Source organism: Pantoea wallisii (assembly GCF_002095485.1).
GTDB classification, from domain to species: Bacteria; Pseudomonadota; Gammaproteobacteria; order Enterobacterales; family Enterobacteriaceae; genus Pantoea; species Pantoea wallisii.
In genome coordinates this window covers 1-26,851 of the sequence record NZ_MLFS01000020.1, presented here as the reverse complement: position 1 = coordinate 26,851, position 26,851 = coordinate 1, and the positions used below count along the sequence as shown (strand labels likewise).

Sequence of the window (26,851 nt, the reverse complement as noted above, 5' to 3'; positions counted from 1 at the left end):
GCGGTCTAGGCTGAAAAAATAACCCTCCGCGTGGCCCGGCGATCTGATGGATATAATCAACGCTTTACTTGATGAGATATACGACGGTAGTTTCCCTGCTATCGCGCGTGAGCGTCTGCTCTCGCATATCCGCGCCGCGCGCGACACGGTAAAACTGCCGCGTAAAGCGCACTGGATGAGAAAGATGTGGTGCTGATTAGCTATGCCGACCAGTTCCGCGAACCTGAACAGCCCACGCTTGCCAGCTTCTCGCGCTTTTACCAGCAGCACCTGCAGTCCACCTTTAGTCTGGTGCACCTGCTGCCATTTTTCCCCTATTCATCTGACGATGGCTTCTCCGTCATTGATTACCACAAGGTCAATCCCATCTGCGGCGACTGGCAGCACATCGCCGCGCTGCACAGCGAAACGCGGTTGATGTTTGATTTTGTCTGTAATCATATGTCGTCACACAGCGCCTGGTTTCGCCATTTTCTGGCGCAGGATCCGGGCTGGGATGATTTCTTTATCAGTATGCCGCCCGCGACCGATCTCAGCGCGGTCACGCGACCGCGTACCTCACCGCTGCTCACCCCGTTTGAGATGGCGGACGGCGAGACGCGCTACATCTGGACCACCTTTAGCGCCGATCAGATTGACCTCAACTTCGCTAATCCCGACGTGCTGATTCGCATGGTCGGCGTACTGCTGGATTACCTGAATAAAGGCGCGGACTACGTGCGGCTGGATGCGGTGGGTTACATGTGGAAAACGCCCGGCACCCGCTGCATTCACCTAACCAAAACGCATCAGCTGGTGAAGCTGTTCCGCGCCATTGCCAATGAGGTGGCGCCCGGTACGGTGATCATCACAGAAACCAACGTGCCTCATCAGGACAACATCAGTTACTTCGGTAATGGTCACGACGAGGCGCAGATGGTGTATCAGTTTTCACTGCCGCCGCTGGTGTTGCACGCTATCCACTCCGGTTCAGCACGCGCGCTGCGCCAGTGGGCCAGCACGCTGGAGTCAGGCAGTGGCGGCACTACCTTTTTCAATTTCCTTGCCTCGCACGATGGCATAGGGCTCAATCCGGCGCGCGGCATCTTGTCAGAAGTTGAGATCGTGGCGCTGGTGCGTGAACTGGCGCTGGAAGGCGCGCTGGTCTCCTATAAAAACAACCCGGACGGCACCACCAGCCCCTATGAAATTAACGTGACGTATCTGGATGCGCTCAACCATCAAAACGACGATGACGATACGCGCCTGCGCCGTTTTTTGCTGGCGCACGCCATCCTGCTGGCTTTCCCGGGCGTGCCCGCCATCTATATTCAAAGCATACTTGGGTCACGAAACGATAACGAAGGGGTGCGCGCTGCCGGTCACAATCGCGCCATTAACCGGGAAAAATACAGTCTGCGCGAAATGGAGCAGTGGATCAGCGGCGGCAATCCGCTGCGCCAGCAGGTATTTGAACGGTTGAGCGCGCTGATCCAGTTACGTACGCGCCAGCCCGCTTTTCATCCGGATAACCCGATGACACTGCTGGAGAGCGAAAATGCCCTGCTGCTGCTGCGCCGTCACGCGCCCGGCAAAGAGGGCATTCTCTGCGTATTTAACCTGAGCAGCCGTGAAGTCACGACCCGGCTGCCGCAGGGGCGCCACTATCACGATCTGATTAGCGGGCAAAAAATTGATGGCCGCCAGCCGCTGACGCTGGCGGCGTGGCAATTTATGTGGCTGCGTGGATAAATTGCAGCACCTGCTGGCAGAATGCCTCCGGATGAGAGATAAAGGGTGCGTGCGCGGCTTTCTCCATCACCACGGAGGGCGATTGCGGCCAGCGCTGATCCAGTGCGGCGGCAATGCGACGCGGTACCAGCCCGTCCAGCGCGCCGTAAATGCGCAGAAACGGCAGCTGCAGGTTGTCCAGCGCCTCACGTAAGTCCTCGCGCCGCAGAATCTCCAGCCCGCCCTCCAGCACCGCGACCGCCGGCATCGGCTGCGACAGCACAACCTCTTTAAGCTGGCGCGCATCCTGGCGCGCATGCTCCGTGCCCATGGTTTGCAACGCCAGAAAACGCTCAACGGTGCGCTGAAAATCGCTGCTCAGCTGCTGCTGGAAGCTCTCCAGCGTCTCTGGTTTGATGCCTGGCCAGCTCTCCTGCGCGGTAAAGCAGGGCGAGGATGCCACGCTAATCAGCGCACTCACGCGCTGCGGTACCGTCAGCGCCAGCTGGCTGGCAACCAGACCGCCAAGTGACCAGCCGAGAAGTGCGGCACGCTCCGGCAGGTGCGGCAGCAGCAGCTGTGCCATTGCCGCCAGCGAGAGCGGTCCAGATGCCTGACTGCGGCCAAAGCCCGGCAGATCCACCAGGTGCAGGCGCAAATGCGGGCTGAGTCGCGGAACAATGTTTTGCCACACTTCGGCGTTCAATCCCCAGCCGTGCAGCAGCACAAGATCGCGATCGCCTTCGCCTGTGGTGTGCCAGTAAAGCGAACTCATCGGTATACTCCCGAAAAGTGAAAAGGAGGTCGCTATGCTATCAATCCCGGCACTGTGTTGGCTATGCCGCCTGCCGCTACATATCGCCGCACACGGTCTCTGCAGCAGCTGTTTGCGCCAGCTACCCCCGTTGCCACCGCTCTGCCCCTGCTGCGGTTTACCCGCCAGCAGCGCACAGCCCTGCGGGCGCTGCATCCGCCGTCCACCGCCGTGGCACGGCCTGGTGTGCGTCAGTGACTATGTGCCACCGCTAAGCGATTGGGTGCAGCAGCTGAAATTCTCACGCGTAACCGCACTCAGAGTGATGCTGGCGCGGCTGCTTTTGTTAAAATTATTAACAAAGCGCCGTCATGAACTGCTGCCGCGCATCGATTTGGTTTTGAGCGTACCGCTGCACCGCCGTCGCGCCTGGCAGCGCGGCTACAACCAGGCCGCCTTGCTGGCCAGACCGCTGGCGCACTGGCTCGGCTGTGACTATCGCGAAGCCGTGCGGCGCGTTCGCTACGGCGCTGCGCAGCATGCACTGAGCGCAAGCGCGCGGAAAAAGAACCTGCGCGGCGCCTTTCGGCTTGAAATGCCGGTGCGCGGACGCCATATCCTGCTGATTGATGATGTGGTCACCACCGGCAGTACGGTGGCACAAATCAGCCACCTGTTGCTGGCGCAAGGCGCGGCCAGCATACAAATCGGATGCCTGTGCCGTACCTTGTAGAGCGTCGGTGTTGGGCGTATTATAACCAGGTAATTTAGTCAACTATTGAGCAATCGCCATGATCCGTATTACTGATACTGCGCAAGAGCACTTCGCAAAACTGCTGTCAAAACAGGAAGATGGCACTCAGATTCGCGTATTTGTCATTAATCCAGGTACGCCGACCGCCGAATGTGGTGTGTCTTACTGCCCGCCTGATGCCGTCGAAGCGACCGACACCGAACTGAAGTTCGAGAAGCTCTCCGCTTATGTCGATGAGCTGAGCGCACCGTACCTGGAAGATGCCGAAATCGACTTCGTCACCGATAATCTCGGTTCTCAGCTGACGCTGAAAGCGCCAAACGCCAAAATGCGTAAAGTGTCGGATGATGCGCCAATGGCTGAGCGCGTTGAGTACCTGCTGCAGGCGCAGATTAACCCGCAGCTGGCGAGCCACGGCGGTCGCGTATCGCTGATGGAGATCACTGATGACGGTATCGCCATTCTGCAGTTTGGCGGCGGCTGTAACGGCTGCTCAATGATTGACGTCACGCTGAAAGACGGCATTGAGAAAGAGCTGCTGGCGGCCTTCCCTGAGCTAAAAGGCGTGCGCGATCTCACCGAGCACCAGCGCGGCGAGCACTCTTACTACTGATCGCTTCTGTTCTGCGGCAGCCCCGCAAGGCTGCCGCACGCTTCTGGCGCTGTTTGCGCCCTTCGCTTACCACTTTCAGTAGCGTCTGCACCTTTCTGTAGCTGAACATCTTCTCCAGCGGCACACGAAGCTTACGTCGCCAGTTGGGATACTCATCTACCGTGCCCGGCACATTCACCGGCTTTTCCATCTCCAGCCAATCCTCCGGCTGCAGCCCCAGTAGCGCGCTGTCGGTATGCGCCAGAAAACGGTGGATGGCCTGATTGAGGTTGGGTGTCAGCGCCGTATCGGCCGTGGGGTTACTGCGTGCAGGTATCACGCCGGCCTGACGCATGGCCTGCAGCAACGCCGCTCTCTCCTGATGGCGCTGCCTGATAGCGGCGTTGAGCAGGCTTTTTTTCGCAAACTGGCCCAGCTCACTGCGCAGCCGCAGATCGTCCTCATTCCAGAAGGCGGTCAGCGTCGGTAAATCATGGGTGCTGGCGCTGGCAATGGATTGCCGCGGATAGTCTGATGGCAGACGATAGCGTTTGTTCTCCTGTTCAAAGAACAGCACCTTCCACGAAAAAATACCGCGATCGCGCAGCAGACCTATGATCTCCTGCGGCACCGTCCCCAGATCCTCGCCGATCACCATGCAGCGCTCACGCTGACTCTCCAGCGCCAGGATCGCCAGCAGATCGTGCACCGGATAGGAGACGTATGCGCCTTTATCCGCCCCTTCGCCATAAGGAATCCACCATAGCCGCAGCAGCGCCATAACGTGATCAATGCGCAGTGCGCCGCAGTCGCGCATGTTGGCGCGCAGCAGATCGATAAACGGCTGATAGCCGCGCTGGCGCATGACGTGGGGATCCAGCGGTGGCAGGGCCCAGTTCTGCCCGAGCGGCCCGAGCGGATCCGGCGGCGCGCCCACTGACGCACCCAATTTATACAGCTGCGGATCCTGCCAGGTTTCGGCGCTGTGCTGCGCTACCCCTACCGCGAGATCGCGGTATAGACCCACCGCCATACCCAGTTTCTGGCTGCGCTGCCAGCAGGCGGTAAACTGCTGCTGCGCCACCCACTGCAGCCAGCTCCAGAACAGAATCTCATCCTCGTGCTGCGCGCACCACTGCTGCACCTCGGGCTGATGCGCATTGCGCCACCCCTCTGGCCATCGCTCCCAGCCCCACTCCTCGGGGTGCTGCTGGCTGCGCTCCGCCAGAATGCCGTCAAAGGCCGCCTGGTAGCGCAGATGATCGCCGCCCGCAGCAAGGAACTGCTGAAAAGCCTGCTGCGCTGCCGCGTGCGGCTGAGACTGCTGCCAGGCAAAACGCAGCGCGGTGAGTTTCAGCTCGGCGACGGCGCGGTAATCTACCCACTGCGTGGCACGCGCCTGTTTTAACGCCCTGCGGGTTGCCGCGCTGTGCCACCAGCGCTGTGCCTCGTCACTTTGCTGGAATGCCTCCAGCGAACTGACATCGATATAGAGCACGTTGAGCCAGCGGCGGGAAGAGGGGCTGTACGGGCTGGTGTGGTCGGGCTGCGCCGGATAGAGCGCGTGAAGCGGGTTAAGGCCGATAAAATCTCCGCCGTGCGCTGCCACCTGCTCCACCATCTGCAGCAGATCGCCAAAATCCCCGATGCCCCAGTTCTGTTCTGAACGCAGGGTATACAGCTGCACCAGCGCGCCCCAGCGTTTTTCTGTCTCTAATACCGCCGGTAAATAGCAGCGCTGCGGTGCGATAATAATGCGCGTCTGGCACTGCTGACGGCCCTTCTCCAGCGTCAGCTGATGATACCCTTCCGTCAGGTCAGACGGCAGCGTCAGCGTCGCGCCGCCTTTGACGTTGCCGCTGTGCGTTTCACCCTGCTCAGTGGCGAGCTGCCAGCGCCAGGCGCCGCTGCCCGCAGGCACCAGCTGAAGCGACTCTCCGACGGTAAATACCTGCACCGGCGGCAGCGGCGGTGCTTTGCCTTCTGGCGTGTTCATAATGGCCAGCAGCGCCTGTTTGGTCTCATCGCTGATGGTTTGTGATTCGCCTTTGTTGTTGATAAAGCTGAGGGCGATGCCGGCTTCCCGAGCTGCCTGATCCAGTTTCTTGATGGTCATGGGATCTCCCTTACCTGCGCGGTCAATGCGGCATTGTAGTGATGTGCTGGCGCTCCAGCCGGAGCGCCCGTGCAAAAACATAACGGACAGTGCGCACTAACGTGCGGCCTGCCAGATGCGCTGCTGATAGTCGCGGATGGCGCGGTCAGAACTAAAACGTCCGGTGCGCGCCGTGTTGAGGATCGCCGCTTTGGTCCAGGCCTCCTGATCCCGCCACAGCGCCTCCACGCGCTGCTGAGCCGCCAGATAGGCGTCAAAATCCGCCAGCACCAGCCAGGGATCGCCGTTTTTCGTCAGGCTATCCAGCAGCAGCGTAAACGCCTGCTTATCACCGGCGCTGAATTTGCCCTTCTCCAGCTCTTTCAGCAGGCTATCCAGATATCGATTCTGCTTACGCAGCTTCTTCGGGCTATAGCCACCCGCCTTAAGCGCTTTTACCTCGTCCACGCTGTTGCCGAAAATAAAGATATTTTTCTCTCCTACCGCTTCTGCAATTTCAACGTTCGCGCCATCCAGCGTACCGATAGTCAGCGCACCGTTCAGCGCCAGCTTCATGTTGCCCGTGCCCGAGGCTTCATAACCAGCGGTGGAGATCTGCTCCGAGAGATCGGCCGCGGGAATCAGCAGCTCGGCCGCGGTGATGCGGTAATCCGGGATAAACACCACTTTGAGGCGATCGCCCACCTGCGGATCGTTGTTGATCACCTCTGCCACTTTATTAATGGCATAGATGATGTTTTTTGCCAGGTAGTAGCCCGGCGCCGCTTTTGCGCCAAACAGAAACACGCGCGGCACCGTGTCAGGGTTGTCAGGGTTAGCGCGCAGCTGACGATAGCAATGCAGCAGATAGAGCAAGCTGAGATGCTGACGTTTGTACTCATGCAGACGTTTGATCTGCACATCGAAGAGCGCCTGCGGATTGATATCGATGCCGGTGACACGTTTTACGTATAGCGTCAGCCGCAGCTTGTTCTGCTGCTTCACGCTGCGGAACTGCTCACGAAACGCGTGCTTTTTTGCGTACGGCGCCAGCCACTCCAGCGCGTTGAGATCGTTCGCCCACTCGACCTGCAGCGTGTTATCAATCAGCGTGGCCAGCTGCGGATTGCACTGCTTCAGCCAGCGGCGTGGCGTAATGCCGTTGGTTACATTGTGGAACTTATGCGGCCATAGCTGGTGGTACTCCGGAAACAGATCCTTCACCACCAGCGCGGAGTGCAGCGCCGCCACACCGTTGACGGCAAAACAGCTCACCACACACAGGTTCGCCATACGCACCTGCCCTTCTGCCACCACCGCCAGCTTGTGCCACATCGCACTGTCGCCGGGCCACTGCTTCTTTACCTGCTTCTTCAGGCGACGATTAATCTCTTTGATGATCTGCAGATGGCGCGGCAGTAAATCGCGCACCAGCCGCTCATCCCAGCGCTCCAGCGCTTCCGGCATCAGCGTATGGTTGGTGTAGGCGAAAGTGCGGCTGGTGATGTGCCAGGCCTCATCCCACGCCAGCTGATGCTCATCCAGCAGCACGCGCAGCATCTCCGGGATGGCGATGGTCGGATGGGTATCATTAAGCTGGATCACTTCAACGTCCGGCAGTGTATGCAGCGCCCGACCGGCCTGATGATGGCGGCGCAGAATATCGGCTACCGCGCAGGCACACTGGAAATACTGCTGCATCAGGCGCAGGCGCTTGCCCTCCTGATGGTTATCGTTGGGATAGAGTACCTTCGTCAGCTTGTCGGCTTCGATACCCGGCTGCTCTGCCCGCAGGAAGTTACCCTCATTGAACAGGGTGAGATCAAACGGCTGGATGCCCACCGCTCTCCACAGCCGCAGCGGCAGCGTAGCGCCGTTGCGATAGCCGACAACCGGCAAGTCCCAGGCTTCGCCGCGCAGCTGAAATTTGGCTTTCCAGTAATGGCGTCCGTCACTGCCCCGTTTGACCTTGCCGCCGATGCCGACCATGACATCCTGCGCGGCGTTGTGACGAAACCACGGATAGCGATCGCGCTGCCAGTCGTCAGGCGCTTCCTGCTGCTGTCCGTCATCAAACCACTGCCGGAACAGGCCATACTGATAGTTCAGGCCGTAGCCGGTCGCCGCCTGCCCCACGGTTGCCATGGAGTCCATGTAGCAGGCCGCCAAACGCCCCAGACCGCCATTGCCCAGCGCCGGGTCGCTCTCCTCTTCCAGCAGCTCATTCAGTGCGATCTCATGTTCGGCCAGCGCCGACTGCACCTCTTTATACCAGCCTAGGTTCAGCAGGTTATTGCCGGTGAGACGACCGATCAGAAACTCCATGGAGAGATAGTTCACGTGCCGCTGGCCGCTTTTCGCCTGCACGGGCGGCTGGGTGGCCAGCATTTCCGCCAGGGCGCGGCTCAGCGCCTGCCACCACTGATGCGGGGTCATCTGCCGGGCGGAGGTCAGGCCAAGGTGCTGCCACTGGCGGGTCAGCGCGGCATCAAAGCGGGGTCTGTTAAATGTTTGCGGCGACATAGCAATCCTTTAAATCCGTGAAGGGTAAAGACCGGCAAGCGCAAAAGCTGAATGGATAAGTAAAGCTGGGGGTGTAGAAAAAAGCGACAGGGAAAGTGAGATGGGGTGAAAAAACAGGTATCAGGGCAGGCACATTTTTGTCGCGGCGCGATTTATCGCGCAATAAATTGCGCCGCTACGGGGGCTGTGCCAGTCAGCACAGCTCCAGATGCACCTCGTGCTGCTCTATCACCTTCAGCACGCTGGCGGGTGGCGCCTGGTCGGTATACATGTAATCGATCAGGCTCATATTACCGAGGTTAACCATCGCGTTACGGCCAAACTTGGAGTGATCCACCACCAGCATCACGCAGCGCGAATTCTCGATAATGGCGCGTTTGGTGCGTACTTCGTGGTAATCGAACTCCAGCAGCGAGCCATCCATATCAATGCCGCTGATACCGAGAATGCCGTAATCCAGGCGGAACTGAGAGATGAAATCAAGCGTGGCCTCGCCCATGATTCCGCCGTCACGCGTGCGCACTTCGCCGCCGGCAATAATCACGCGGAAATCGGGCTTGCCCATCAGTAAAATCGCTACGTTGAGGTTGTTTGTTACCACGCGCAGATTGTTGTGATTGAGCAGCGCATGCGCCACAGCTTCCGGCGTTGTGCCGATATCAATAAACAGCGTGGCGCCGTCCGGGATCTGGCTCGCGACGCGTTCCGCAATGCGCGCCTTTTCCGCGGACCACATCATTTTGCGGTCCTGCCATGCGGTATTTTCCGAGCTGGAGGGCAGCGCCGCGCCGCCGTGATGGCGCTGAATTTTGTTCTGATCGGCCAGATCGTTCAGATCGCGCCGGATGGTCTGCGGGCTGACCTCAAAGTGATCCACCAGCTCTTCCGTACTGACATATCCCTGACGCCGGACCAGATCGATAATGGCGTCATGACGTTGCGTCTGCTTCACATCTCTCTCCTCGGCTCACCGCCGTGTTCTTTTTTCTTCCTGCAGCTAGCGACGCGCGATTTTGCGCGTATCAACAAATGCCATCGCCAGGCCAACCAGCAACCCGGTGACGTGCGCGGCATTCGCAATCGACAGGCCAAACGCGCCGTACCAGCCAATAACCAGCCATACAATAGCGAAGCCAATCAGTCCGCGCTCGAGGTAAATACCACTTTCGGGATCGCGCTCGCCACGCAGCCAGCAATAACCCATAAGCGCATAGACCACGCCGGACAGGCCACCAAACAGTACGCCGCTGAATTTAGCCTGCATCCAGCCGCTAAGTAGCGCAGAGATCAGCATAATCACAAACAGCTTGCCGCTGCCGAGACGTTTCTCTACCGCCCCGCCGAGATACCACCACCACATCAGGTTAAACAAGATGTGCAGCAGCGAAAAGTGCAGCAGCGCATGGCTGAACCAGCGCCATACCTGGAAATATTGCGACGAGTCGGCAGGCCATGCCAGCCAATCCAGCGCCACATCATCCCCCACGATCTGCATCAGAATGAAGACGGCCACACAGACGATCATGATTGTCAGCGTGAGGGGGCCTGCGCGTGCGCGAATGTTCGCCCAGATGTTGCTGCGCTCATAGCGTAAGCCGCTCTCGGTGCTGCCGCTCTTCCAGCTCGCCGCCTGATAGCGCGGATGGTTGGGATCGCGCACAAACTGCGCGAGTTCGTTTTCGACCATCTCCAGCTTACTGTCATCATCCAGCATAATCACGTAGTGGCTTTCGCGCTCAATGCGCAGCGTTACGCCGCGCGTCGCCATGTAATCAACAAATGCCTGCGCCATGCGTGGATGGCTGAACTGGGTAATGCGCATCATGCGGTGCTCTCCTTCCTTTATCGATCAATCACAGGCTGCCGCTGGCGACCTGCGCCGGGAAAGCCGTACGCCAGGCATCAAAGCCGCCGTCAATACTGTAGACATCGCTAAAGCCCTGGCCGAGCAGGAACTGCGCCGCGCCTTTGCTGCTATTGCCGTGGTAGCACATCACCAGCACCGGCAGATCGTGCCTGGCCTGCGCGATAAAGTCGGCGAGGTTGTCGTTAGAGAGGTGCAGTGCGCCCGCCGCATGGCCCATGGCATAGCTTTGCTGATCGCGAATATCCACCAGCTGCGCACCCTGTGCCAGCTGCTCGTTTGCCTGCAGAACGTTGATACACTCGAAGGTTTCCATGGTGTCTCTCATTACTTCGTCACATTTTGCGCCTAGTTTAACCCGATAAGCTGCCGCGATAACCTGACAAAGCCTGTGGCTATGTGATTTTTTTCCTGCCGAAATGTTAGCTATATCACGCAAGAATGTTTTTATTGAGTTAAGCGCTGGCATCAATGTTGGTTTCCGATTATTATTACGCTCGAAAACGAACATTTTAGAACTATTCCGAACATCGGAGGAGATGACGTGGAAACCAAAGACCTGATCGTGATCGGCGGCGGCATCAACGGTGCCGGCATTGCAGTAGACGCTGCAGGACGCGGACTGTCAGTGCTGATGCTGGAGGCGCGGGATTTGGCCTGTGCAACCTCCTCTGCCAGCTCCAAGCTGATCCACGGTGGCCTGCGCTATCTGGAACACTACGAATTTCGCCTGGTGGGCGAAGCCCTGGCCGAGCGCGAAGTGCTGCTGAAAATGGCGCCGCACATTGCATTCCCGATGCGCTTCCGCCTGCCGCACCGTCCGCACCTGCGTCCGGCGTGGATGATCCGCATGGGCCTGTTTATGTACGACCGCCTCGGCAAGCGTACGACGCTGCCTGGCAGTAAAGGCCTGCGTTTTGGCGCGGAATCGGCCCTTAAACCTGAAATTACGCGCGGTTTCGAATATTCCGACTGCTGGGTTGATGATGCGCGTATGGTTGTTCTGAACGCGCAGGAAGTGGTGAAAAAGGGCGGTGAAGTGCGCACCCGCACCCGCGTGACCCGCGCCTGGCGTGAAGCGGGCCTGTGGATGGTGGAAGCGGAAGATGTCGATACCGGTAAAACCTTCACCTGGCGCGCTAAAGGCCTGGTAAACGCCGCAGGCCCGTGGGTGAAGCAGTTCTTTGACGATGGCCTGAAGCTGAAGTCGCCGTACGGCATTCGCCTGATCAAAGGCAGCCATATCGTGGTGCCGCGCGTACACACCGAGAAACAGGCTTACATCCTGCAGAACGAAGATAACCGTATCGTGTTTGTGATTCCGTGGATGGATGAGTTCTCTATCATCGGTACTACCGACGTGGAGTACAAAGGCGATCCGAAAGACGTGAAAATTGACGATAACGAAATCGGTTATCTGCTCAAGGTCTTCAACGCGCACTTTAAAAAGCAGCTGACCAGCGATGATATCGTCTGGACCTACTCCGGCGTGCGTCCGCTGTGTGATGACGAATCCGATTCACCGCAGGCGATTACCCGCGATTACACGCTGGATGTGCATGACGATAATGGTCAGGCGCCGCTGCTGTCGGTGTTTGGTGGCAAGCTGACCACGTATCGTAAGCTGGCAGAGCACGCGCTGGAGAAACTGGCGAAGTACTATCCGGATGCCGGCCCGGCCTGGACAAAAAATGCCGTGCTGCCGGGCGGTGACTTCTCCGGCACGCGTGAAGATTATGCGGCAGGCCTGCGCCGTCGCTATCCGTTTATCAGCGAAGGTATGGCGCGCCACTTTGCCCGCACCTACGGCAGCCGCACCGAAGTGCTGCTGGACGGCGCGAAAAGCATTGACGATCTGGGTGAAAACTTTGGCCATGAGTTCTACGAAGCCGAACTGCGCTATCTGGTGAAGCACGAGTGGGTGCGTGAGCTGGATGATGCTATCTGGCGTCGTACCAAGCAAGGCATGTGGCTGAGCGACGCCCAGCAGGCGCGTATCCGCGAATGGCTGGCGGTAAACGGCCAGAAGCCTGCGCTCTCGCTGGCCTCGTAATCCTTTTACCTGTTGCGCTAAACCCCGCTACCACAGCGGGGTTTTTTGTTTCCGCTTTCCTCTCCGCCACCTGATTCACTGCGCCAGATCAATGCCAGCCGCTCCGCTTACCGTCTGAATATTCCGTAACTGGATTAAAGAAATCGTCAGTGATTAGTTTTTTCCTTAACAAGATAACGTGAATGCTGTAATTGAAATTGAGAGTGGCCATTAATGAATAATAAAATATTGGCAGGATTGATATTAAGCGCTGCACTAACTGGTGGATTATATTACTATGTAAATTTCAGGAAGGTTTACATTATTAATGTCCATCAGGATCACTACTCCGCCTCTATCATCGTAGATCAGTTTCCTTACTCTGATAATAAAAAAATAAAATGGTGGTTGAGTAATCGACAACAGATATTAGAAAAATACAAGATTAATCCATTTAATGAAAATGGTGCTATAAGTTACTATTTTTATGAAATTGGTGAAGGTTATCAGCCACTGGAGCAACAAGATCGCATCTGTTTTGATGACATGCAGCCGCCTGCAAATTGCCTTGATAAGAACTTACTGATGAAAATTCAGCGCACGCGAGGTAATAACGTTATATTCAGCTCTGACTCTGGAAGTTATCTGTTAGATAAAGATAATAAAATAAGTAAACTACATTAATTCCGCTGATATACGCAACCAATCGCGCCGCTACCCATATGCACACTATCTGTAGCGGCGCAATTCATTGCGCGTGTAAGAACCTGAGCTTACAGCCCGGTGTTTTCGCGGATATATTGACGCGCTTTCACTGCATATTCGAACGGATTGGCAAGCGCCGGGTCCTGTTCTGCTTCCACCACCATCCAGCCTTTATAGCCGTAATCGTCGAGGATTTTGAACACCGGTTTGAAATCAATCACGCCATCGCCCGGTACGGTAAAGGTGCCTCTCTTCACGCCGTCGAGGAAGGATAACGATTTCTCACGCACTTCGGTCACTACGCTGTCGCGCACGTCTTTCAGGTGGACGTGGAAAATACGCGGCAGGTATTGCGTCAGGATATCCAGCATCGCCTGCTGTGACCCTTCGGAGTAGTAGATATGGCCGGTGTCATACAGCAGCCCCACGTTGTCATTGGTCAGCGCCATGAAACGATCAATCTCTGCAGGCGTCTGAATGCCGGTGCCCATGTGGTGGTGCAGCGTTACGCGCATGCCCTTCTTCGCAGCGATATCGGCCAGCTCGTTGTAGCCTTCCGCTGTCAGGCGCCACTCCTCGTCGGTGAAGATCGGCTTCTGCTCCAGCACCGGCAGCGTGGTGCCCTGAATGCTTTTGCTCTGCTCGGAGCAGCCAATCACCCGCGCACCCATCGCATGCAGGAAGTTCATGTGATTGATGAACTCATCAATGGTTTTCGCTTTATCACCATTCGCGAAGAAGGTGCTGAACCACGCGTTGCAGATCTGGATGCCACGTATCTCCAGCATCGGTTTCAGTATCGCCGGATCTTTCGGGTATTTACTGCCCACTTCGCTGCCGGTAAAGCCGGCCAGCGCCATCTCGCTTACCGTCTGCTGGAAGGTGTTCTCGCTACCCAGCTCTGGCATGTCATCGTTGGTCCAGCCGATCGGTGCAATCGCCAGCTTTACGTTGTCTTTGTTCATTGCAAATCCCTGATTCTGATAGAGGTCAACATGCGCACGGCGCAATTATCTGGCGTAGAAATCCGGACGTGATGGCATATCCACCGGCTCAATTCCACCGCTGTTCTGCGCTTTCAGGCAGGCGTCGGCCGCCACGGATGCCGCAAAGCCATCCCAGGCTGAAGGTCCGGTCAGCTCACCGGCTTTCACATCATTGATAAACGCCTGCAGCTCAACGTCGTAGGCATCAATAAAGCGGTCTTTCCAGTCGGTCAGCAGCGCATTGCCGAGGCGCGCGTTTTTACGCGTCTGGATCGCAGAAGGTTCAGGCAGCTTCGCGATACCCTCTTCGCCCACCACTTCACACTGGATGTCGTAGCCGTAGGCGCAGTTCACGAAGATTTCGACATCAATGCGAATGCCTTTCTGCGTTTCAAACAGCACGATTTGCGGATCTTTCAGTTTGGCGTGTGATTTTGAGGTCGTGCGCGGGAACACCACCTGCACGCTTTTGTAGTCGTCCTCGGTCAGCCAGCGCAGCACGTCCAGTTCATGAATCAGGGTATTCGTGATCGCCATATCGGTGGTGTAATTCTCGCCAACGCTCTGATTGCGGTGCGCACAGTGCAGCATCAGCGGCTCGCCGATCTCACCGTCAGTGATCACTTTTTTCAGCGCGCGATAGCCGGCATCGTAAGGGCGCATAAAACCGACCTGCACCAGGCGCTTACCGTGTTTGATCTCGGCATCAACAATCCGGCGGCAGCCCTCTGCGCTCAGCGCCAGCGGCTTTTCACAGAACACCGGTTTACCCGCCGCGATGGCGGCCAGCGTAAACTCTTCGTGTGTTGGATCCCATGAGGTCACCAGTACGGCGTCAACTTCTGGCGAGTTAATCACTTCATGGCCATCCTGATACACCTGAGCATCGATGTTCAGGCGCTGTAACGCCGCGCGGGCGCCGTCGGTATTAATATCGGACACTGCCACTACTTTTGCGCCCTGCAATACGTTGTTGCAGCGACGGATATGCTCCTGGCCGATTGCGCCAGTACCAATTACACCGAGTTTGAGCGTCATAATTACACCTGTAGAGTCGGATAAGTAGGGTAAAACGTGGCCGGAAAATCCGGCCGAATATTAATATTTACGCGCCTGATCGATATTTTGATTCAGCTTGTCAGCCACCTGCTGCGTACGCTCAGAGGTTGAGGTCTGGGCAACACCCACATGCCACCAGCTGAAATATTTGTGCACCATGGTTTTCGGCAGCACTTTAATGTCGATAAGCGTAGAGACGGTCTGTTTCTGTGCATCAATCAGCGCCGCTTCAAGCTGCTCCAGCGTGGTGACGCGATAGGTTTTACAGCCGTAGCCCCCGGCAATCGCCGCGAAATCAACCGGGATGAAGCCGCCGTCCAGCTTGCCGCCCTCCGCATTACGGAAGCGGAACTCGGTAGTAAAGCTGTCCATACCGTGTTCCATCTGCAGGTTGTTGATGCAGCCGTTGGTCATGTTATCCAGCAGAATGACGTTGATCTTCGCGCCCTCCTGGATGGAGGTGACCAGCTCTGAGTGCAGCATCATGAATGAGCCATCGCCCACCATTGCGTAGACTTCGCGATGTGGCTGCGCCAGCTTCACGCCCAGCGCGGCATTCACTTCATAGCCCATGCACGAGTAGCCGTACTCAACGTGGTACGCGTTGTAATCTTTGGTGCGCCATACGCGCTGCAGGTCGCCCGGCAGACTGCCCGCTGCGGCAACAATCACTGCATCCTTTGGGAGCTGCTCATTCAGGGTGCCCAGCACGCTACTCTGCGTCAGTACTGATTGAGTTAAACGCTCAAATTCGGCAAACAACGCTTCACGATCGATGTGGTCGGCAATTTCCGGAATGAAATCGTCCGTGTTAAACGTGGCGGCATAGACGCGCTGCGTCTCTTTCAGCAGCTTGCTCTGCGCCTGATTGATCTGATCGCCCCAGTGGTTCTCGAAGCCCTGCAGACCTTTCTCCAGTGCCGTCAGCCCCTCACGCGCATCGGCCAGCAGCTGCACCCCATCCAGCTTGTAGCTGTCGAAATTGTTGACGTTAATGTTGAGGTAACGGATATCCGGATGCTGGAAGATCCACTTAGAGGCGGTAGTGAAATCGGTGTAGCGCGTACCGATACCAATCACCAGATCGGCCTCTTTTGCCAGCAGGTTCGCCGCCAGGCAGCCCGTTTCACCCACGCCGCCCACGTTCAGCGGATGGTCAGAGACGATAGTGCCCTTGCCGGCCTGCGTTTCGGCAAAGGGAATATTGAAACGCTCGGCAAATTTCAGCAGCGCTGCACCTGCATCGGAATATTTCACCCCACCGCCCACCACGATCAGCGGCTTGTGCTTGCTCGCGATCAGCGCCAGGGCGGCGTCCAGCTGCGCCGCCACGGGCAGGCGACGATCCAGCAGGTGAACGCGCTTCTGGAAGAAGTAGTCCGGGAAGTCCCAGGCTTCGCCCTGCACATCCTGCGGCAGCGACAGCGTAACCGCACCGGTTTCTGCGGGATCGGTCAGCACGCGCATGGCGTTGATACAGGCGGTCATCAGCTGCTCAGGACGGCTGACGCGGTCCCAGTATTTACTCACGGCGCGGAACGCATCGTTGGTGCTGATGCTGAGATCGTGACTCTGCTCAATCTGTTGCAGTACCGGGTCTGGCTGGCGGGTAGCAAACACATCACCCGGCAGCAGCAGTAAAGGAATGCGGTTCGCAGTCGCGGTGGCGGCGGCGGTAATCATATTCGCCGCGCCGGGCCCGACCGAAGAGGTACAGGCGATAATCTGGCGGCGCAGTGACTGCCTGGCAAAACCGATCGCCGCATGCGCCATGCCCTGCTCATTACGCCCCTGATGCACCACCAGATCGCCGCTGTCCTGCTCCAGCGCCTGGCCCATGCCGAGCACGTTACCGTGGCCGAAAATGGCAAAGATGCCCTTCACAAATTTGGTTTCAACGCCGTCTACGTTCAGATACTGGTTATCCAGAAATTTCACCAGTGCCTGCGCCGTGGTAAGTCTGATTGTGCCCATATGCTTCTTCCTTTACATGCCAGTACCGGCGTGCGGTACAACGCGGTTCGGGTGTGACTGCCGTTTACGGCACCCGCGGATTAAGTGAAACGTGTGGCGATTATAAACAAATATTTTTTTCATAAAACATGATTACAGAAGAAACATTTCATTTTGCGATGGAGATCAAATTCAGCAATGAAACGCAGGCGGTAACAGCGTTAAGCCCGGGTAAAGTGGAACAGCAGATTATGATTTAACTGGCATAACGAAATTTCATTTCATCTCAGTAGCTTCCTCTGTTCACCTCGGTTTTCCTGCGACCTGGCTCACAAGCCAGAGCATGCATGAAATCGCTGCTTTCAGAGTGGTGCTTATTGCGGCTCAGCCAGACTTTTACCTGGCTCACAAAATCGCGATGGATGTTTCATTTCATATTGAAATTGGAATTTTTATTCCTCATACTGCCACTCTAGCCAATCAGGCACTTTACGAACCCGGAAGCAAAGCGCTCGATGTCGGGCGACAGCGCCCGCCGTGTCTGCTTATCACAGAAGGAAATCATCGGTATGAGTACACAACAGAAGCGGCTTGATGTGATTTGTATTGGACGCATCGCCGTAGACCTTTACGGTCAGCAAATCGGATCGCGCCTGGAGGATATGACAAGCTTTAACAAATATCTGGGCGGATCTTCCGGCAATGTCGCTTACGGCACGGCGATTCAGGGGCTGAAATCAGCCATGCTGGCGCGCGTTGGCGATGAACACAATGGCCGCTTTCTGCGTGAAGAGCTCCAGCGCGTGGGCTGTAACACCGATGGGCTGATTACTGATAAAGATCGCCTGACCGGACTGGTCATCCTCGGCATTAAAGATGAAGAGACCTTCCCGCTGATTTTCTACCGTGATAACTGTGCCGATATGGGCCTGGTGCCGGAGGATATCGATGAGGCGTTCATCACCTCTTCGCGCGCCGTGGCGGTGACCGGCACGCACCTCTCACATCCGGATACCCGTGCCGCCGTGCTGAAAGCGCTGGATATCGCTAAACGCAACGGGCTGCGTACCGCGCTGGATATCGACTACCGTCCGGTGCTGTGGGGCCTGACATCGCTGGGCGACGGTGAAACGCGTTTCATTGAGTCCGGCCAGGTGACACGGCAGCTGCAGGAAGTGGTGCACTATTTCGATCTGATCGTAGGTACGGAAGAGGAGTTCCATATTGCCGGCGGCAGCACCGATACCCTGACCGCGCTGAAAAACGTGCGTCAGGCGAGTAAAGCCACATTGGTGTGTAAGCGCGGCCCGCTGGGTTGCGTGGTGTTTGAAGGTGATATTCCGGACAGCTGGGAGCAGACTAAACTGCAGAGCGGCGTACGCGTTGAAGTACTGAACGTGCTGGGCGCCGGCGATGCCTTTATGTCCGGTCTGCTGCGCGGCTGGCTGAATGATGAGAGCTGGGAACAGGCGTGCCGCTACGCCAACGCCTGCGGCGCGCTGGTGGTTTCGCGCCACGGCTGTGCGCCGGCGATGCCGACCAAAGAGGAGCTGGATGACTTCCTCAGCCGCGATAAGGCGGTGAAACGCCCGGATCTGGACGCGCGTCTGAACCATCTGCACCGCGTAACCACCCGCAAGCAGCAGTGGCCGGAGCTTAACGTGTTCGCATTTGACCACCGTAAACAGCTGGCGGATATGGCGCGCGAAGCGGGCGTCAGTGAAGATCGCATTCCACAGTTGAAACTGCTGCTGCTGCAGGCCGCGCAGGAAGCGGCCGATGAAGCGGGCCTGAATGAAAAGAGCGGCATTCTGGCGGATACCACTTACGGCCAGAAAGCGCTGAACGCCATCACCGGTAAGCACTGGTGGATTGGCCGCCCGATTGAGTTACCCAGCTCGCGTCCGCTGCGCCTGGAGCACGGCAACATCGGCTCTCAGCTGGTCGACTGGCCGGCAGAGCACGTGGTGAAGTGCCTGGTGTTTTACCATCCGCACGACAGTGCCGAACTGCGTAAAGAGCAGGATGATCTGATTCTTGACGTGTGGAAAGGCTGTAACAAGAGCGGACATGAGCTGCTGCTGGAAGTGATTCTGCCGGAGAGTAACCCGGACCGTAAAGAGTCGTACTACTACGATATGCTGAGCCACTTCTACAGTATGGGGATTCAGCCGGACTGGTGGAAACTGCCGCCGCTCTCCGCAGAGAGCTGGCAGGCGATTAGCGGACTGATCGAGCAGAATGATCCCCACTGCCGCGGCATTCTGCTGCTCGGCCTTGACGCGCCGGAAGAGAAGTTGAAAGCGGGCTTCGCCGCAGCGGCACAGGCGCCCTGGGTGAAGGGCTTTGCTGTCGGGCGCACCATCTTCGGCCAGCCTTCACGTCAGTGGCTGAACGGCGAGCTGGATGACAAAGCGCTGATTGAGACGGTGAAAGGCAACTACCTGCGATTAATCGGCTACTGGCGCGCCGCGCGGGGCTGATTGATTTTAGCATCATACGGAAGCGGCCTGCGGGGCCGCTTTTTTTTGCTGGCAGGTTCATGCGTATGCGCTTCTCGCAAAGAACCCCTGTTTTGTGAGGCATTTCATAAAGCGATGAAATAGCCGTCACGATAGCGTCAAACAAATGAAATTTTCCATCCATCTGGTACTATAGCGCTCAATATCCAGCCATTTTTTCCTTGTTAACGGGCCGACGTAATGACCAACAACCCCACGCAATTAACCTTGTTACAGGACGATATCCGTCGTCGCTATGAGACGCTGAGTAAACGCCTGAAGCAGGTGGCTCGTTATATCCTTGATAACAGCAACAGCATCGCGTTTGATACCGTCGCCTCAATTGCGCAGCAGGCGGATGTGCCGCCCTCGACGCTGATCCGCTTTGCCAATGCGTTTGGCTTCAGCGGTTTCAATGAGATGAAACAGGTCTTCCGTCAGCATCTGATGGAAGAGACCGTCAACTATACCGAGCGCGCGCGCCTGTTCCGCCAGACGGCCACCGATGACAGTGCCAGCTCGCCGGAGAGCCCGGTTGAGATCCTGAATGTGTTCACTATGGTGAACAGCCAGGCGCTACAGCAGCTGGCGATGCAGGTCAATCCGGACCAGCTGAATAAAGCGGTAAAAATGCTGAACGAGGCTGAAAATATCTACATTATTGGTCTGCGCCGTTCGTTCAGCGTGGCCTCTTACCTGGTGTACGCGCTGCGTCATCTGGAGCGTCGGGCGTTTCTGATTGATGGCCTCGGCGGCATGTTTACCGAGCAGCTCAGCATGGTAAACCCTAAAGATGTGGTGATTGCGATCAGCTACTCGCCTTACGCGCGTGAAGCGGTCGAGCTGGTTGAGCTGGGCGCCAAACGTGGCGCGCACCAGATTGCCATCACCGATAGCCAGGTGAGCCCGCTGGCGGCCTTTAGCGATGTCTGCTTTGTGGTGCGCGAAGCGCAGGTAGATGGCTTCCGTTCTCAGGTGGCGTCGCTGTGCCTGGCGCAAACGCTGGCGGTATCGCTGGCGCTGAATAACAGCGCCAGCGAATAACCGGCTGGCGCAGGCATAAAAAAGGCAGCCCTGTGGCTGCCTTTTTTGCTACGCCTGAAGGCGCGATGGTATTGCACGGCCGCCCCTGAGGCGACCGCGGGTACTTATCGACTGCGCGGATACTCATCGCTGTTCACCCAGGCGTGATCTTTCTCCCAGGTAAATTTCCACAACCGCACCGGCCCGGCCATCACGTTCAGGTAGTAGTTATCATAGCCGGCCAGCGTGGCAACCGGATGGTAACCGCGCGGCACGGTGACCACATCGCGGTTATACGGCGCCATGCACTCATCCAGCGAGCGATCGTCGGTGTAGACGCGCTGCATGGCGAAACCGGGCTCCGGATCGAAACGGTGATAGTAGGTCTCTTCCAGATAGGTTTCGTCCGCACTCTCCTTCTCATCGTGCTTATGGCTCGGATAGGAGCTGGTCGCCCCTTCGTCGGTGTACACTTCCACCACCAGCAGGCTGTCAGCCTCTTTGTTATCCGGCAGGATGTTGTGCACCAGACGCTGGTTGCGCCCTTTACCGCGACGCTCAACGCCGACATCCTCTGGCGTAATCAGCCGCGCGGGCAGGTTGCCGCTACCCGGCGCATTACACACTGCCAGCTCCAGATCGCTGTCCGCTGTCACCTGTACTTCATCGTGATGCGGGACGTATACCGACCAGGGTGGCGTACGTTCGAACGGCGACATACGCTTGCCCAGATTCGGGAACTCTGCATGACGGGTTTTCACCGAGGCCAATCCGGCGACCAGCACCAGACACAGCTCTTTCTCGCCGCTGCTCAGTGTTAACGTCTGGCCCTTCTTCAGCAGATAGGCATCAAAGCCCACATACTCCCAGCCCGCGCTCTCTGGCGTCACGTGCTGGATACGGCCATTGCTGTCCGGCTGCTGCACTTTCGAAATCAGAGACATCCTGCTCCTCCTGTTACGCGCGATTAACCCAGCGTTGGCATGCTGAACTCAGAAACGGTCTGCTGACCGCTCGGCCAGCGCACGGTGGCGGTTTTCATGCGGGTGTAGAAGCGGACGCCATCCGGCCCGTGCACGTTAAGCGCGCCAAATACCGAACGCTTCCAGCCGCCGAAGCTGTGGAATGCCATCGGTACCGGTACCGGAACGTTCACGCCAACCATGCCCGCCTCCACGTTCTGCACGAACTCGCGTGCCGTGTGGCCGTTGCTGGTAAAGATGGCGCTGCCGTTACCGAATTCGTGGCTGTTCACCAGCTGCAGTGCGCTGTCGAAATCGCTGGCGCGCATGATGCTCAGCACCGGTCCGAAGATCTCTTCGCGCCAGATCACCATATCCGGGGTAACGTTATCGAACAGCGTACCGCCCACGTAGTAACCCTCTTCGTGACCGGCAACTTTCACGCCGCGACCGTCAACCACCAGCTTCGCGCCCTCCTGCTCACCTTTATCGATGTAGCCCAGCACTTTCTTCTGATGCGCTGCGGAAACCACCGGCCCCATCTCATTCTCTTCCGCCCCTTTCTGCATGCCAGGACCGACGCGCAGCGCTTTGATCAGCGGCGTCAGGCGGGCAATCAGTTTGTCGGCGGTGTCATCACCTACGGCGACCACAACCGGCAGCGCCATGCAGCGTTCGCCGGCAGAACCAAACGCGCCGCCCATTATGGCGTTAACGGTGGCATCCAGATCGGCGTCCGGCATCACAATCGCGTGGTTTTTCGCCGCGCCAAACGCCTGTACGCGTTTGCCATGTGCACTGGCGGTTTTGTAGATGTGCTCTGCCACGCCCGAAGAGCCCACAAAGCTGACGGCCGCGATGCGCGGATCTTTATACAGCTGCTCGGCATCTTCGTTGGAGGAGTGCACCACGTTGAACACGCCGTCCGGCAGGCCTGCCTCTTTCAGCAGCTCAGCCATACGCACGGAGGCGGACGGATCCAGCGCCGGTGGCTTCAGGATAAAGGTGTTACCGCAGGTTAGCGCAATCGGGAACATCCACAGCGGCACCATAGCCGGGAAGTTGAACGGGGTGATACCCGCCACCACGCCCACCGGCTGCATCAGCGAGTAGCTGTCTACGCCCGTGCCCACGCTCGGAGAGTTCTCGCCTTTGAGCAGATGCGGAATGCCGCAGGCAAATTCAATCACTTCGATACCGCGCGTCAGCTCACCCAGCGCATCGGACCATACTTTGCCGTGCTCAGACACAATCAGTTCAGCCAGTTCGTCACGGTGCTTTTCCATCAGCGCTTTGAAGTTGAACATGACGCGGGCGCGGCGCAGAGGAGAGGTTTTCGACCACTCCGGGAACGCTGCGTGCGCGATCTCAATCGCTTTTTCCACTTCAGCCGCCGTGCTCTGCGTCAATTCACGGACCACTTTGCCGGTGGCCGGATCGTATACCGGGATGGTTTCATTGCTGGCGCTGTGGGTAATTTTGCCACCGATAAAGTTACCTGTGATTGTCATGTCGTTGCCTCATTGATGTGTAAGTTCCCTGCAGGCAGTCGGTATCGATCGTCACGCCACCTGTTCAGGCAATACGAAAAGCGTGGTATGAAGCTATTACAATGAAATAAATTTTTCAAATAGTTCTTTTTGGAAAATTCCCTTTTAGCGGCCTGGATCGCATTTTTTCCGGGGTTGTATTCAGGCAGCCGCAACCCGGCAGTTCCCCTGTGGACAAGGGCACGGTAAGCCTGGGGGATAATTCGGGCAGGGTCAGAAACGGGCGGCAGAGTGGGGTTGACGGTCAGGCGGAAGAGAGCGTCTGCGAAACGAAATATGAAATTTTTGCGAGGCAGATCCAATATCTGGCATTCCATAATTCACTAAAAACGAAATAAATGTTTTCTTTGCTGCATCTGCGCTGAGTACAGCGTGAAACCTACCCTTATCTGTGTCTGAAACAAGACACGCTTTGTTAGTGTTGGCCTCGGTCGGAGGCCTTTTTTTCTCTCCTGAATCACTGCGAACAGGCTCTAGGTTATCTCCTCCCGGGGCAGGTTTCTCAGCATCCGCAGGGTGCAGAACAGTGCAAAACAGACCAGCAGGGCCGCCAGCAGATACACCAGCGACACGCCGGCATAGCTCATGATGAAACCGGCAATCGGGCCGGTGATACCCAACGACAGATCCATAAACGCGGTATAGGTCGCCAGCGCGCTGCCCTGATTCTGCTGCGGTACCATCTTTACGGCCACAACACCGATCGCCGGGAACACCAGCGAGAAGCCTGCGCCGGTAAGAAACGCCCCGGCTTTAGCCATCCACGGATCAACAGAGCCCGCCACCATAAACAGGCCAACCGCTTCAATCGCGAAACAGATGCTGGCAACGCGCAGCCCGCCCAACTTGTTGATGGCATTGGGGAACAGCAGGCGCGCGCCCACAAAGGCCGCGCTGAACATCGACAGCGCGAAAGCGGCACCATCCCAGCCTCTCTCACGGTAAAACAGGGTAATAAAGGTCGCGATAACGCCAAATCCGGCCGACCCCATCGCCAGCAGCAGGCCGAAACCGTATACCTTACCCAGTACCGCACGGAAGGGTAGCGGACGGGCTTTGCTCCCTTTCACCGGCGCCCGCGGCAGCGCCAGCACGATAGCCAGTACGCTAATGGCAATGATGACGCCGGAGAGCAGCAGCAAACCGCCGCTGCGGAAGATAATCACCCCAAGCGGTGCGCCAATCGCCATCGCGCCATAGGTGACGATGCCGTTCCATGAAATCACCCGGCCGATGTGCAGCGATCCGACTTTTGCCACACCCCATAGCGACGTACCGGTGCCGCAGAAGCTCTGACCCACGCCAAGCAGCACACGCCCGAGGCACAGCAGCGCCAGGCTGAGGATCGCCTGCTCCTCCATCAGGGCCGACAGTAAAATGCACAGCCCGCTAATCAAGCTGCCAAATAGCCCGAGCACTACCACTCTCTTCGGTCCCAGCTGTCGGCATAACGACCCGCGTGCGGGCGGCTCAGCAGCGTGGCGATATATTGCAAACTGATCACCACGCCGGCCCAGAAGGCGTTGTAGCCCAGCCCATCGTTGACGAACCCCGGCAGCACCGCTAGCGGCAGACCAATAGTGAGATAAGTAGCGAAGTTGAACTTCACGATCGAGAGAATGTTGAGATTCAGGCGGAGCCGGCTGTACTCCACGGCGGCAGGCTGGTCAGGCATGAGTGATTACGCTCGTGTTTGACGGAATTTTTATATAGAAGCTAACTATACGCCATTTCTCGCGCCGCGCACCCGCCGATCGCCCCGCTACACAGTCATCATTCCGTCATATCGCCGCCGTAGACTCGCCGCCAGTGAAATCCCAAAGAGGATAACAATCTGATGCCGCGCCTGTACTTCTGCCAGGCTCGCGCGCCGCGCCACCTCTGTCATGGAGGTCGCCTGTGACGCGTGCCGTTCCCATCGAACTGAAGAGTCTCAGATGGTCAGTGGGTAACCTGACGATTCTGCACGATCTCTCTCTGACCATCGCCGCGGGTGAAGTTGTCGCCCTGCTCGGCCCCAGCGGCTGCGGCAAAAGTACGCTGTTAAAGCTGCTGGCGGGACTGCTGCAGCCCAGCGCTGGCGAGCTGTGGATTGGCGACCGCTGCGTGGCGTCCGCCCGCCACTGCGACGCACCGGAACAGCGCCATCTCGGCATGGTGTTTCAGGATTACGCCCTGTGGCCGCACATGACCGTTGCACAGAACGTGGCGTTCCCGCTGCGTATGCGCGGCGTCAGCAAAAGCACAGCGCGCCTGCAGGCGGATGCGGCGCTGGCTCAGGTGGCGCTGGCCGATTTTGGCGATCGCAAGCCGGCGCTGCTCTCAGGCGGCCAGCAGCAGCGCGTCGCCCTCGCCCGCGCACTGGTTGCGAAGCCCGCTATTCTGCTGTTTGACGAACCGCTCTCCAATCTGGATCGCGACCTGCGTGAAACCCTGGTTCATACCATGGCCGACCTGCTGCGTGCCGCTGGCATCACGGCGGTTTACGTCACGCACGATCGCGAAGAGGCTAGCACGCTGGCGGATCGCATCGTTCATCTGGCGCAGGGCCGGATTGTTTCCATTACTCACCTTAAAGGGAATCCCCATGCCATCTCTCGCGTTAGTTAAAACAGGAGTTATCAGTGCGATGATACTGACATCCGCCATGATGATGAACGATGCCCGGGCGCTCACGGTCTACACCGCCGGGCCGGGTTCGCTGGCAAAAAGCCTTGCTGTCGGCTTTGAAAAACAGACCGGCATTCACGTGAACATTTTCCAGGCTACCACCGGTAAAGTGATGGCGCGCCTTGAGGCCGAACAGGCTAACCCGCAGGCGGATGTGCTGATCTCCGCCTCCTGGGACACCGCAGAAGATCTGCAACAGCGCGGCTGGCTGCTGCCGTACCAGAGCGCCAACGCCAGCCATGTGCCACCGCAGTTCAGGAGCGACAGCTACGTGGCGCAGGGCATTTCGGCGCTCGGCATCGTCTGGAATACGCAGAGCAACGCGCCGGAACCGAAAGCCTGGCAGGATCTGACGGCACCCGCGTTTAAAGATAAGGTGACCATGCCCGATCCGGCGCTGTCCGGCGCCACGATCGATCTGCTGACAGGCCTGCAGAACGCTGAAGGCGAAAAAGCCTGGCAGCTGTTTGAGCAGTTGAAAGCCAATGGCATGGTGATCAGCGGCCCGAACGCGCAGGCGGTAACGCCCGTCCTGCAGGGGGCGAAAGCGGCCGTGTTTGGCGCGGTGGATTATGTCACCTACAACAACATCGCTCAGGGCGAGAGCGTGAAAGTGATCTTTCCGGCGAACGGTACGGTTGTAGCACCGCGCCCCATGATGATCCTGAAAAGCAGCCAGCATGCGGACGAGGCGAAGAGATTCATCGATTATGTGCTGTCCGATGCGGGTCAGGAGCAGGTAGCAAAAGCCTGGCTGATGCCCGCCCGCACCGATATCAGGGCGCAGCGCCCGCTGTTTACCGACATCAAACTGCTGCCGGACACCCATGACGGCAGCAGCGACCGCGCCGCGGTGCTGAAACGCTTTGCTACCCTGTTCGGACAATAAAACATGGCGCGGGCCCTGAATGGACTCATTCTGCTGGCGCTGCTGCTGCTGGTGGCGCTGCCGCTGCTGTTCATCGTGCTGCAGGCGCTGTTTCCTCACCTGGGCGAAGGCAGCTGGCGCGGCGCTTTTAGCGCACTGCCCGCGCTATGGGACGATCCGCAGCTTGTGCCGATGTGGCTGGGCACGCTCAGCGTGGGCGGCGGCGTCGCGCTGTGCAGCCTGCTGCTGG

20 protein-coding genes and 3 pseudogenes are annotated in these 26,851 nt (G+C 57.8%); 11 read left to right on the top strand and 12 right to left on the bottom strand.

Going from position 1 to position 26,851, the window contains the following annotated elements; translation table 11 throughout:
• Positions 1–46: 46 nt before the first annotated feature.
• Positions 47–1,731, top strand: a pseudogene (locus HA48_RS09340) (alpha-amylase family glycosyl hydrolase).
• Here HA48_RS09340 and bioH read toward each other — a convergent pair.
• Positions 1,712–2,485 (bottom strand): pimeloyl-ACP methyl ester esterase BioH, encoded by a 774-nt coding sequence (bioH, locus tag HA48_RS09335; protein WP_128600828.1) that lies wholly within the window; start codon positions 2,483–2,485, stop codon positions 1,712–1,714. The pseudogene HA48_RS09340 and the gene bioH overlap by 20 nt on opposite strands.
• Positions 2,486–2,519: 34 nt before the next feature.
• On the opposite strand from bioH, the gene gntX reads away from it, so the two are divergent.
• Positions 2,520–3,197 carry a DNA utilization protein GntX gene (gene gntX / locus HA48_RS09330; protein WP_128600825.1) on the top strand — a complete coding sequence of 226 codons (678 nt, stop codon included), beginning with the start codon at positions 2,520–2,522 and terminating at the stop codon, positions 3,195–3,197.
• 58 nt (positions 3,198–3,255) lie between these two features.
• On the top strand, positions 3,256–3,831 hold the full coding sequence (nfuA, locus tag HA48_RS09325) for a Fe-S biogenesis protein NfuA (RefSeq protein WP_128600823.1): 576 nt from the start codon (positions 3,256–3,258) through the stop codon (positions 3,829–3,831).
• Here the strand turns inward: nfuA and malQ are convergent.
• From malQ to glpE, 5 genes are all read right to left on the bottom strand, one after another.
• Positions 3,794–5,926 carry a 4-alpha-glucanotransferase gene (malQ, locus tag HA48_RS09320; RefSeq protein ID WP_128600821.1) on the bottom strand — a complete coding sequence of 711 codons (2,133 nt, stop codon included), beginning with the start codon at positions 5,924–5,926 and terminating at the stop codon, positions 3,794–3,796. The two genes, nfuA and malQ, sit on opposite strands and share 38 nt — an antisense overlap.
• A gap of 96 nt (positions 5,927–6,022) precedes the next feature.
• Positions 6,023–8,428: a maltodextrin phosphorylase gene (gene malP, locus HA48_RS09315; RefSeq protein ID WP_128600819.1), complete on the bottom strand. Its 2,406-nt coding sequence runs from the start codon at positions 8,426–8,428 to the stop codon at positions 6,023–6,025.
• Between the two features lie 193 nt (positions 8,429–8,621).
• Complete coding sequence (locus tag HA48_RS09310) at positions 8,622–9,380, bottom strand: DeoR/GlpR family transcriptional regulator (RefSeq protein ID WP_128600816.1); 759 nt, start codon at positions 9,378–9,380, stop codon at positions 8,622–8,624.
• A gap of 45 nt (positions 9,381–9,425) precedes the next feature.
• Positions 9,426–10,250, bottom strand: a complete 825-nt coding sequence (gene glpG, locus HA48_RS09305; protein ID WP_128600901.1) for a rhomboid family intramembrane serine protease GlpG — start codon at positions 10,248–10,250, stop codon at positions 9,426–9,428.
• A 31-nt stretch (positions 10,251–10,281) separates the two neighbouring features.
• The gene (gene glpE / locus HA48_RS09300; RefSeq protein ID WP_128600814.1) at positions 10,282–10,608 is read right to left on the bottom strand and encodes a thiosulfate sulfurtransferase GlpE; all 327 of its coding nucleotides are present in this window, start codon (positions 10,606–10,608) and stop codon (positions 10,282–10,284) included.
• A 228-nt stretch (positions 10,609–10,836) separates the two neighbouring features.
• Here glpE and glpD point away from each other — a divergent pair, with 228 nt between their 5' ends.
• Entirely contained in the window at positions 10,837–12,345 is a 1,509-nt protein-coding gene (gene glpD / locus HA48_RS09295) for a glycerol-3-phosphate dehydrogenase (protein ID WP_128600811.1), read from the top strand.
• Positions 12,346–12,558: 213 nt separating this feature from the next.
• Positions 12,559–13,008, top strand: a complete 450-nt coding sequence (locus tag HA48_RS09290; protein ID WP_128600809.1) for a DUF943 family protein — start codon at positions 12,559–12,561, stop codon at positions 13,006–13,008.
• 89 nt (positions 13,009–13,097) lie between these two features.
• Here HA48_RS09290 and iolE read toward each other — a convergent pair whose 3' ends face one another.
• From iolE to iolD, 3 genes are read right to left on the bottom strand one after another with little or no spacing between them, the layout of a single operon-like run.
• Positions 13,098–13,994 (bottom strand): myo-inosose-2 dehydratase, encoded by an 897-nt coding sequence (gene iolE, locus HA48_RS09285; RefSeq protein WP_128600806.1) that lies wholly within the window; start codon positions 13,992–13,994, stop codon positions 13,098–13,100.
• 45 nt (positions 13,995–14,039) lie between these two features.
• On the bottom strand, positions 14,040–15,053 hold the full coding sequence (gene iolG / locus HA48_RS09280; RefSeq protein WP_128600804.1) for a bifunctional inositol 2-dehydrogenase/D-chiro-inositol 1-dehydrogenase: 1,014 nt from the start codon (positions 15,051–15,053) through the stop codon (positions 14,040–14,042).
• Positions 15,054–15,113: 60 nt separating this feature from the next.
• Positions 15,114–17,048 (bottom strand): 3D-(3,5/4)-trihydroxycyclohexane-1,2-dione acylhydrolase (decyclizing), encoded by a 1,935-nt coding sequence (gene iolD / locus HA48_RS09275; RefSeq protein ID WP_128600801.1) that lies wholly within the window; start codon positions 17,046–17,048, stop codon positions 15,114–15,116.
• 322 nt (positions 17,049–17,370) lie between these two features.
• Between iolD and HA48_RS09270 the strand changes: the two genes are divergently transcribed.
• From HA48_RS09270 to HA48_RS09260, 3 genes are all read left to right on the top strand, one after another.
• Positions 17,371–17,622, top strand: a complete 252-nt coding sequence (locus tag HA48_RS09270) for a hypothetical protein (RefSeq protein WP_128600799.1) — start codon at positions 17,371–17,373, stop codon at positions 17,620–17,622.
• Positions 17,597–19,510 (top strand): bifunctional 5-dehydro-2-deoxygluconokinase/5-dehydro-2-deoxyphosphogluconate aldolase, encoded by a 1,914-nt coding sequence (locus HA48_RS09265; RefSeq protein WP_128600797.1) that lies wholly within the window; start codon positions 17,597–17,599, stop codon positions 19,508–19,510. The genes HA48_RS09270 and HA48_RS09265 overlap by 26 nt, the downstream gene beginning before the upstream one ends.
• Positions 19,511–19,729: 219 nt before the next feature.
• Positions 19,730–20,572 (top strand): MurR/RpiR family transcriptional regulator, encoded by an 843-nt coding sequence (locus tag HA48_RS09260; RefSeq protein WP_128600794.1) that lies wholly within the window; start codon positions 19,730–19,732, stop codon positions 20,570–20,572.
• Between the two features lie 104 nt (positions 20,573–20,676).
• On the opposite strand, the gene iolB is transcribed toward HA48_RS09260, so the two are convergent.
• The 3 genes and pseudogenes from iolB to HA48_RS09245 all read right to left on the bottom strand — a co-directional run bounded on the left by iolB (position 20,677) and on the right by HA48_RS09245 (position 24,738).
• Positions 20,677–21,495 (bottom strand): 5-deoxy-glucuronate isomerase, encoded by an 819-nt coding sequence (gene iolB, locus HA48_RS09255; protein ID WP_128600791.1) that lies wholly within the window; start codon positions 21,493–21,495, stop codon positions 20,677–20,679.
• Positions 21,496–21,518: 23 nt separating this feature from the next.
• Positions 21,519–23,024, bottom strand: coding sequence for a CoA-acylating methylmalonate-semialdehyde dehydrogenase (locus tag HA48_RS09250; protein WP_128600789.1), 1,506 nt, complete (start codon positions 23,022–23,024; stop codon positions 21,519–21,521).
• Positions 23,025–23,536: 512 nt separating this feature from the next.
• Positions 23,537–24,738, bottom strand: a pseudogene (locus tag HA48_RS09245) (MFS transporter).
• A gap of 224 nt (positions 24,739–24,962) precedes the next feature.
• On the opposite strand from HA48_RS09245, the gene HA48_RS09240 reads away from it, so the two are divergent.
• From HA48_RS09240 to HA48_RS09230, 3 genes and pseudogenes are all read left to right on the top strand, one after another.
• Positions 24,963–25,673, top strand: coding sequence for an ABC transporter ATP-binding protein (locus tag HA48_RS09240; protein WP_128600787.1), 711 nt, complete (start codon positions 24,963–24,965; stop codon positions 25,671–25,673).
• Positions 25,651–26,622, top strand: coding sequence for an ABC transporter substrate-binding protein (locus HA48_RS09235; RefSeq protein ID WP_244182821.1), 972 nt, complete (start codon positions 25,651–25,653; stop codon positions 26,620–26,622). The genes HA48_RS09240 and HA48_RS09235 overlap by 23 nt, the downstream gene beginning before the upstream one ends.
• 3 nt (positions 26,623–26,625) lie before the next feature.
• Positions 26,626–26,851: pseudogene (locus HA48_RS09230) on the top strand (iron ABC transporter permease); the annotation flags it as partial.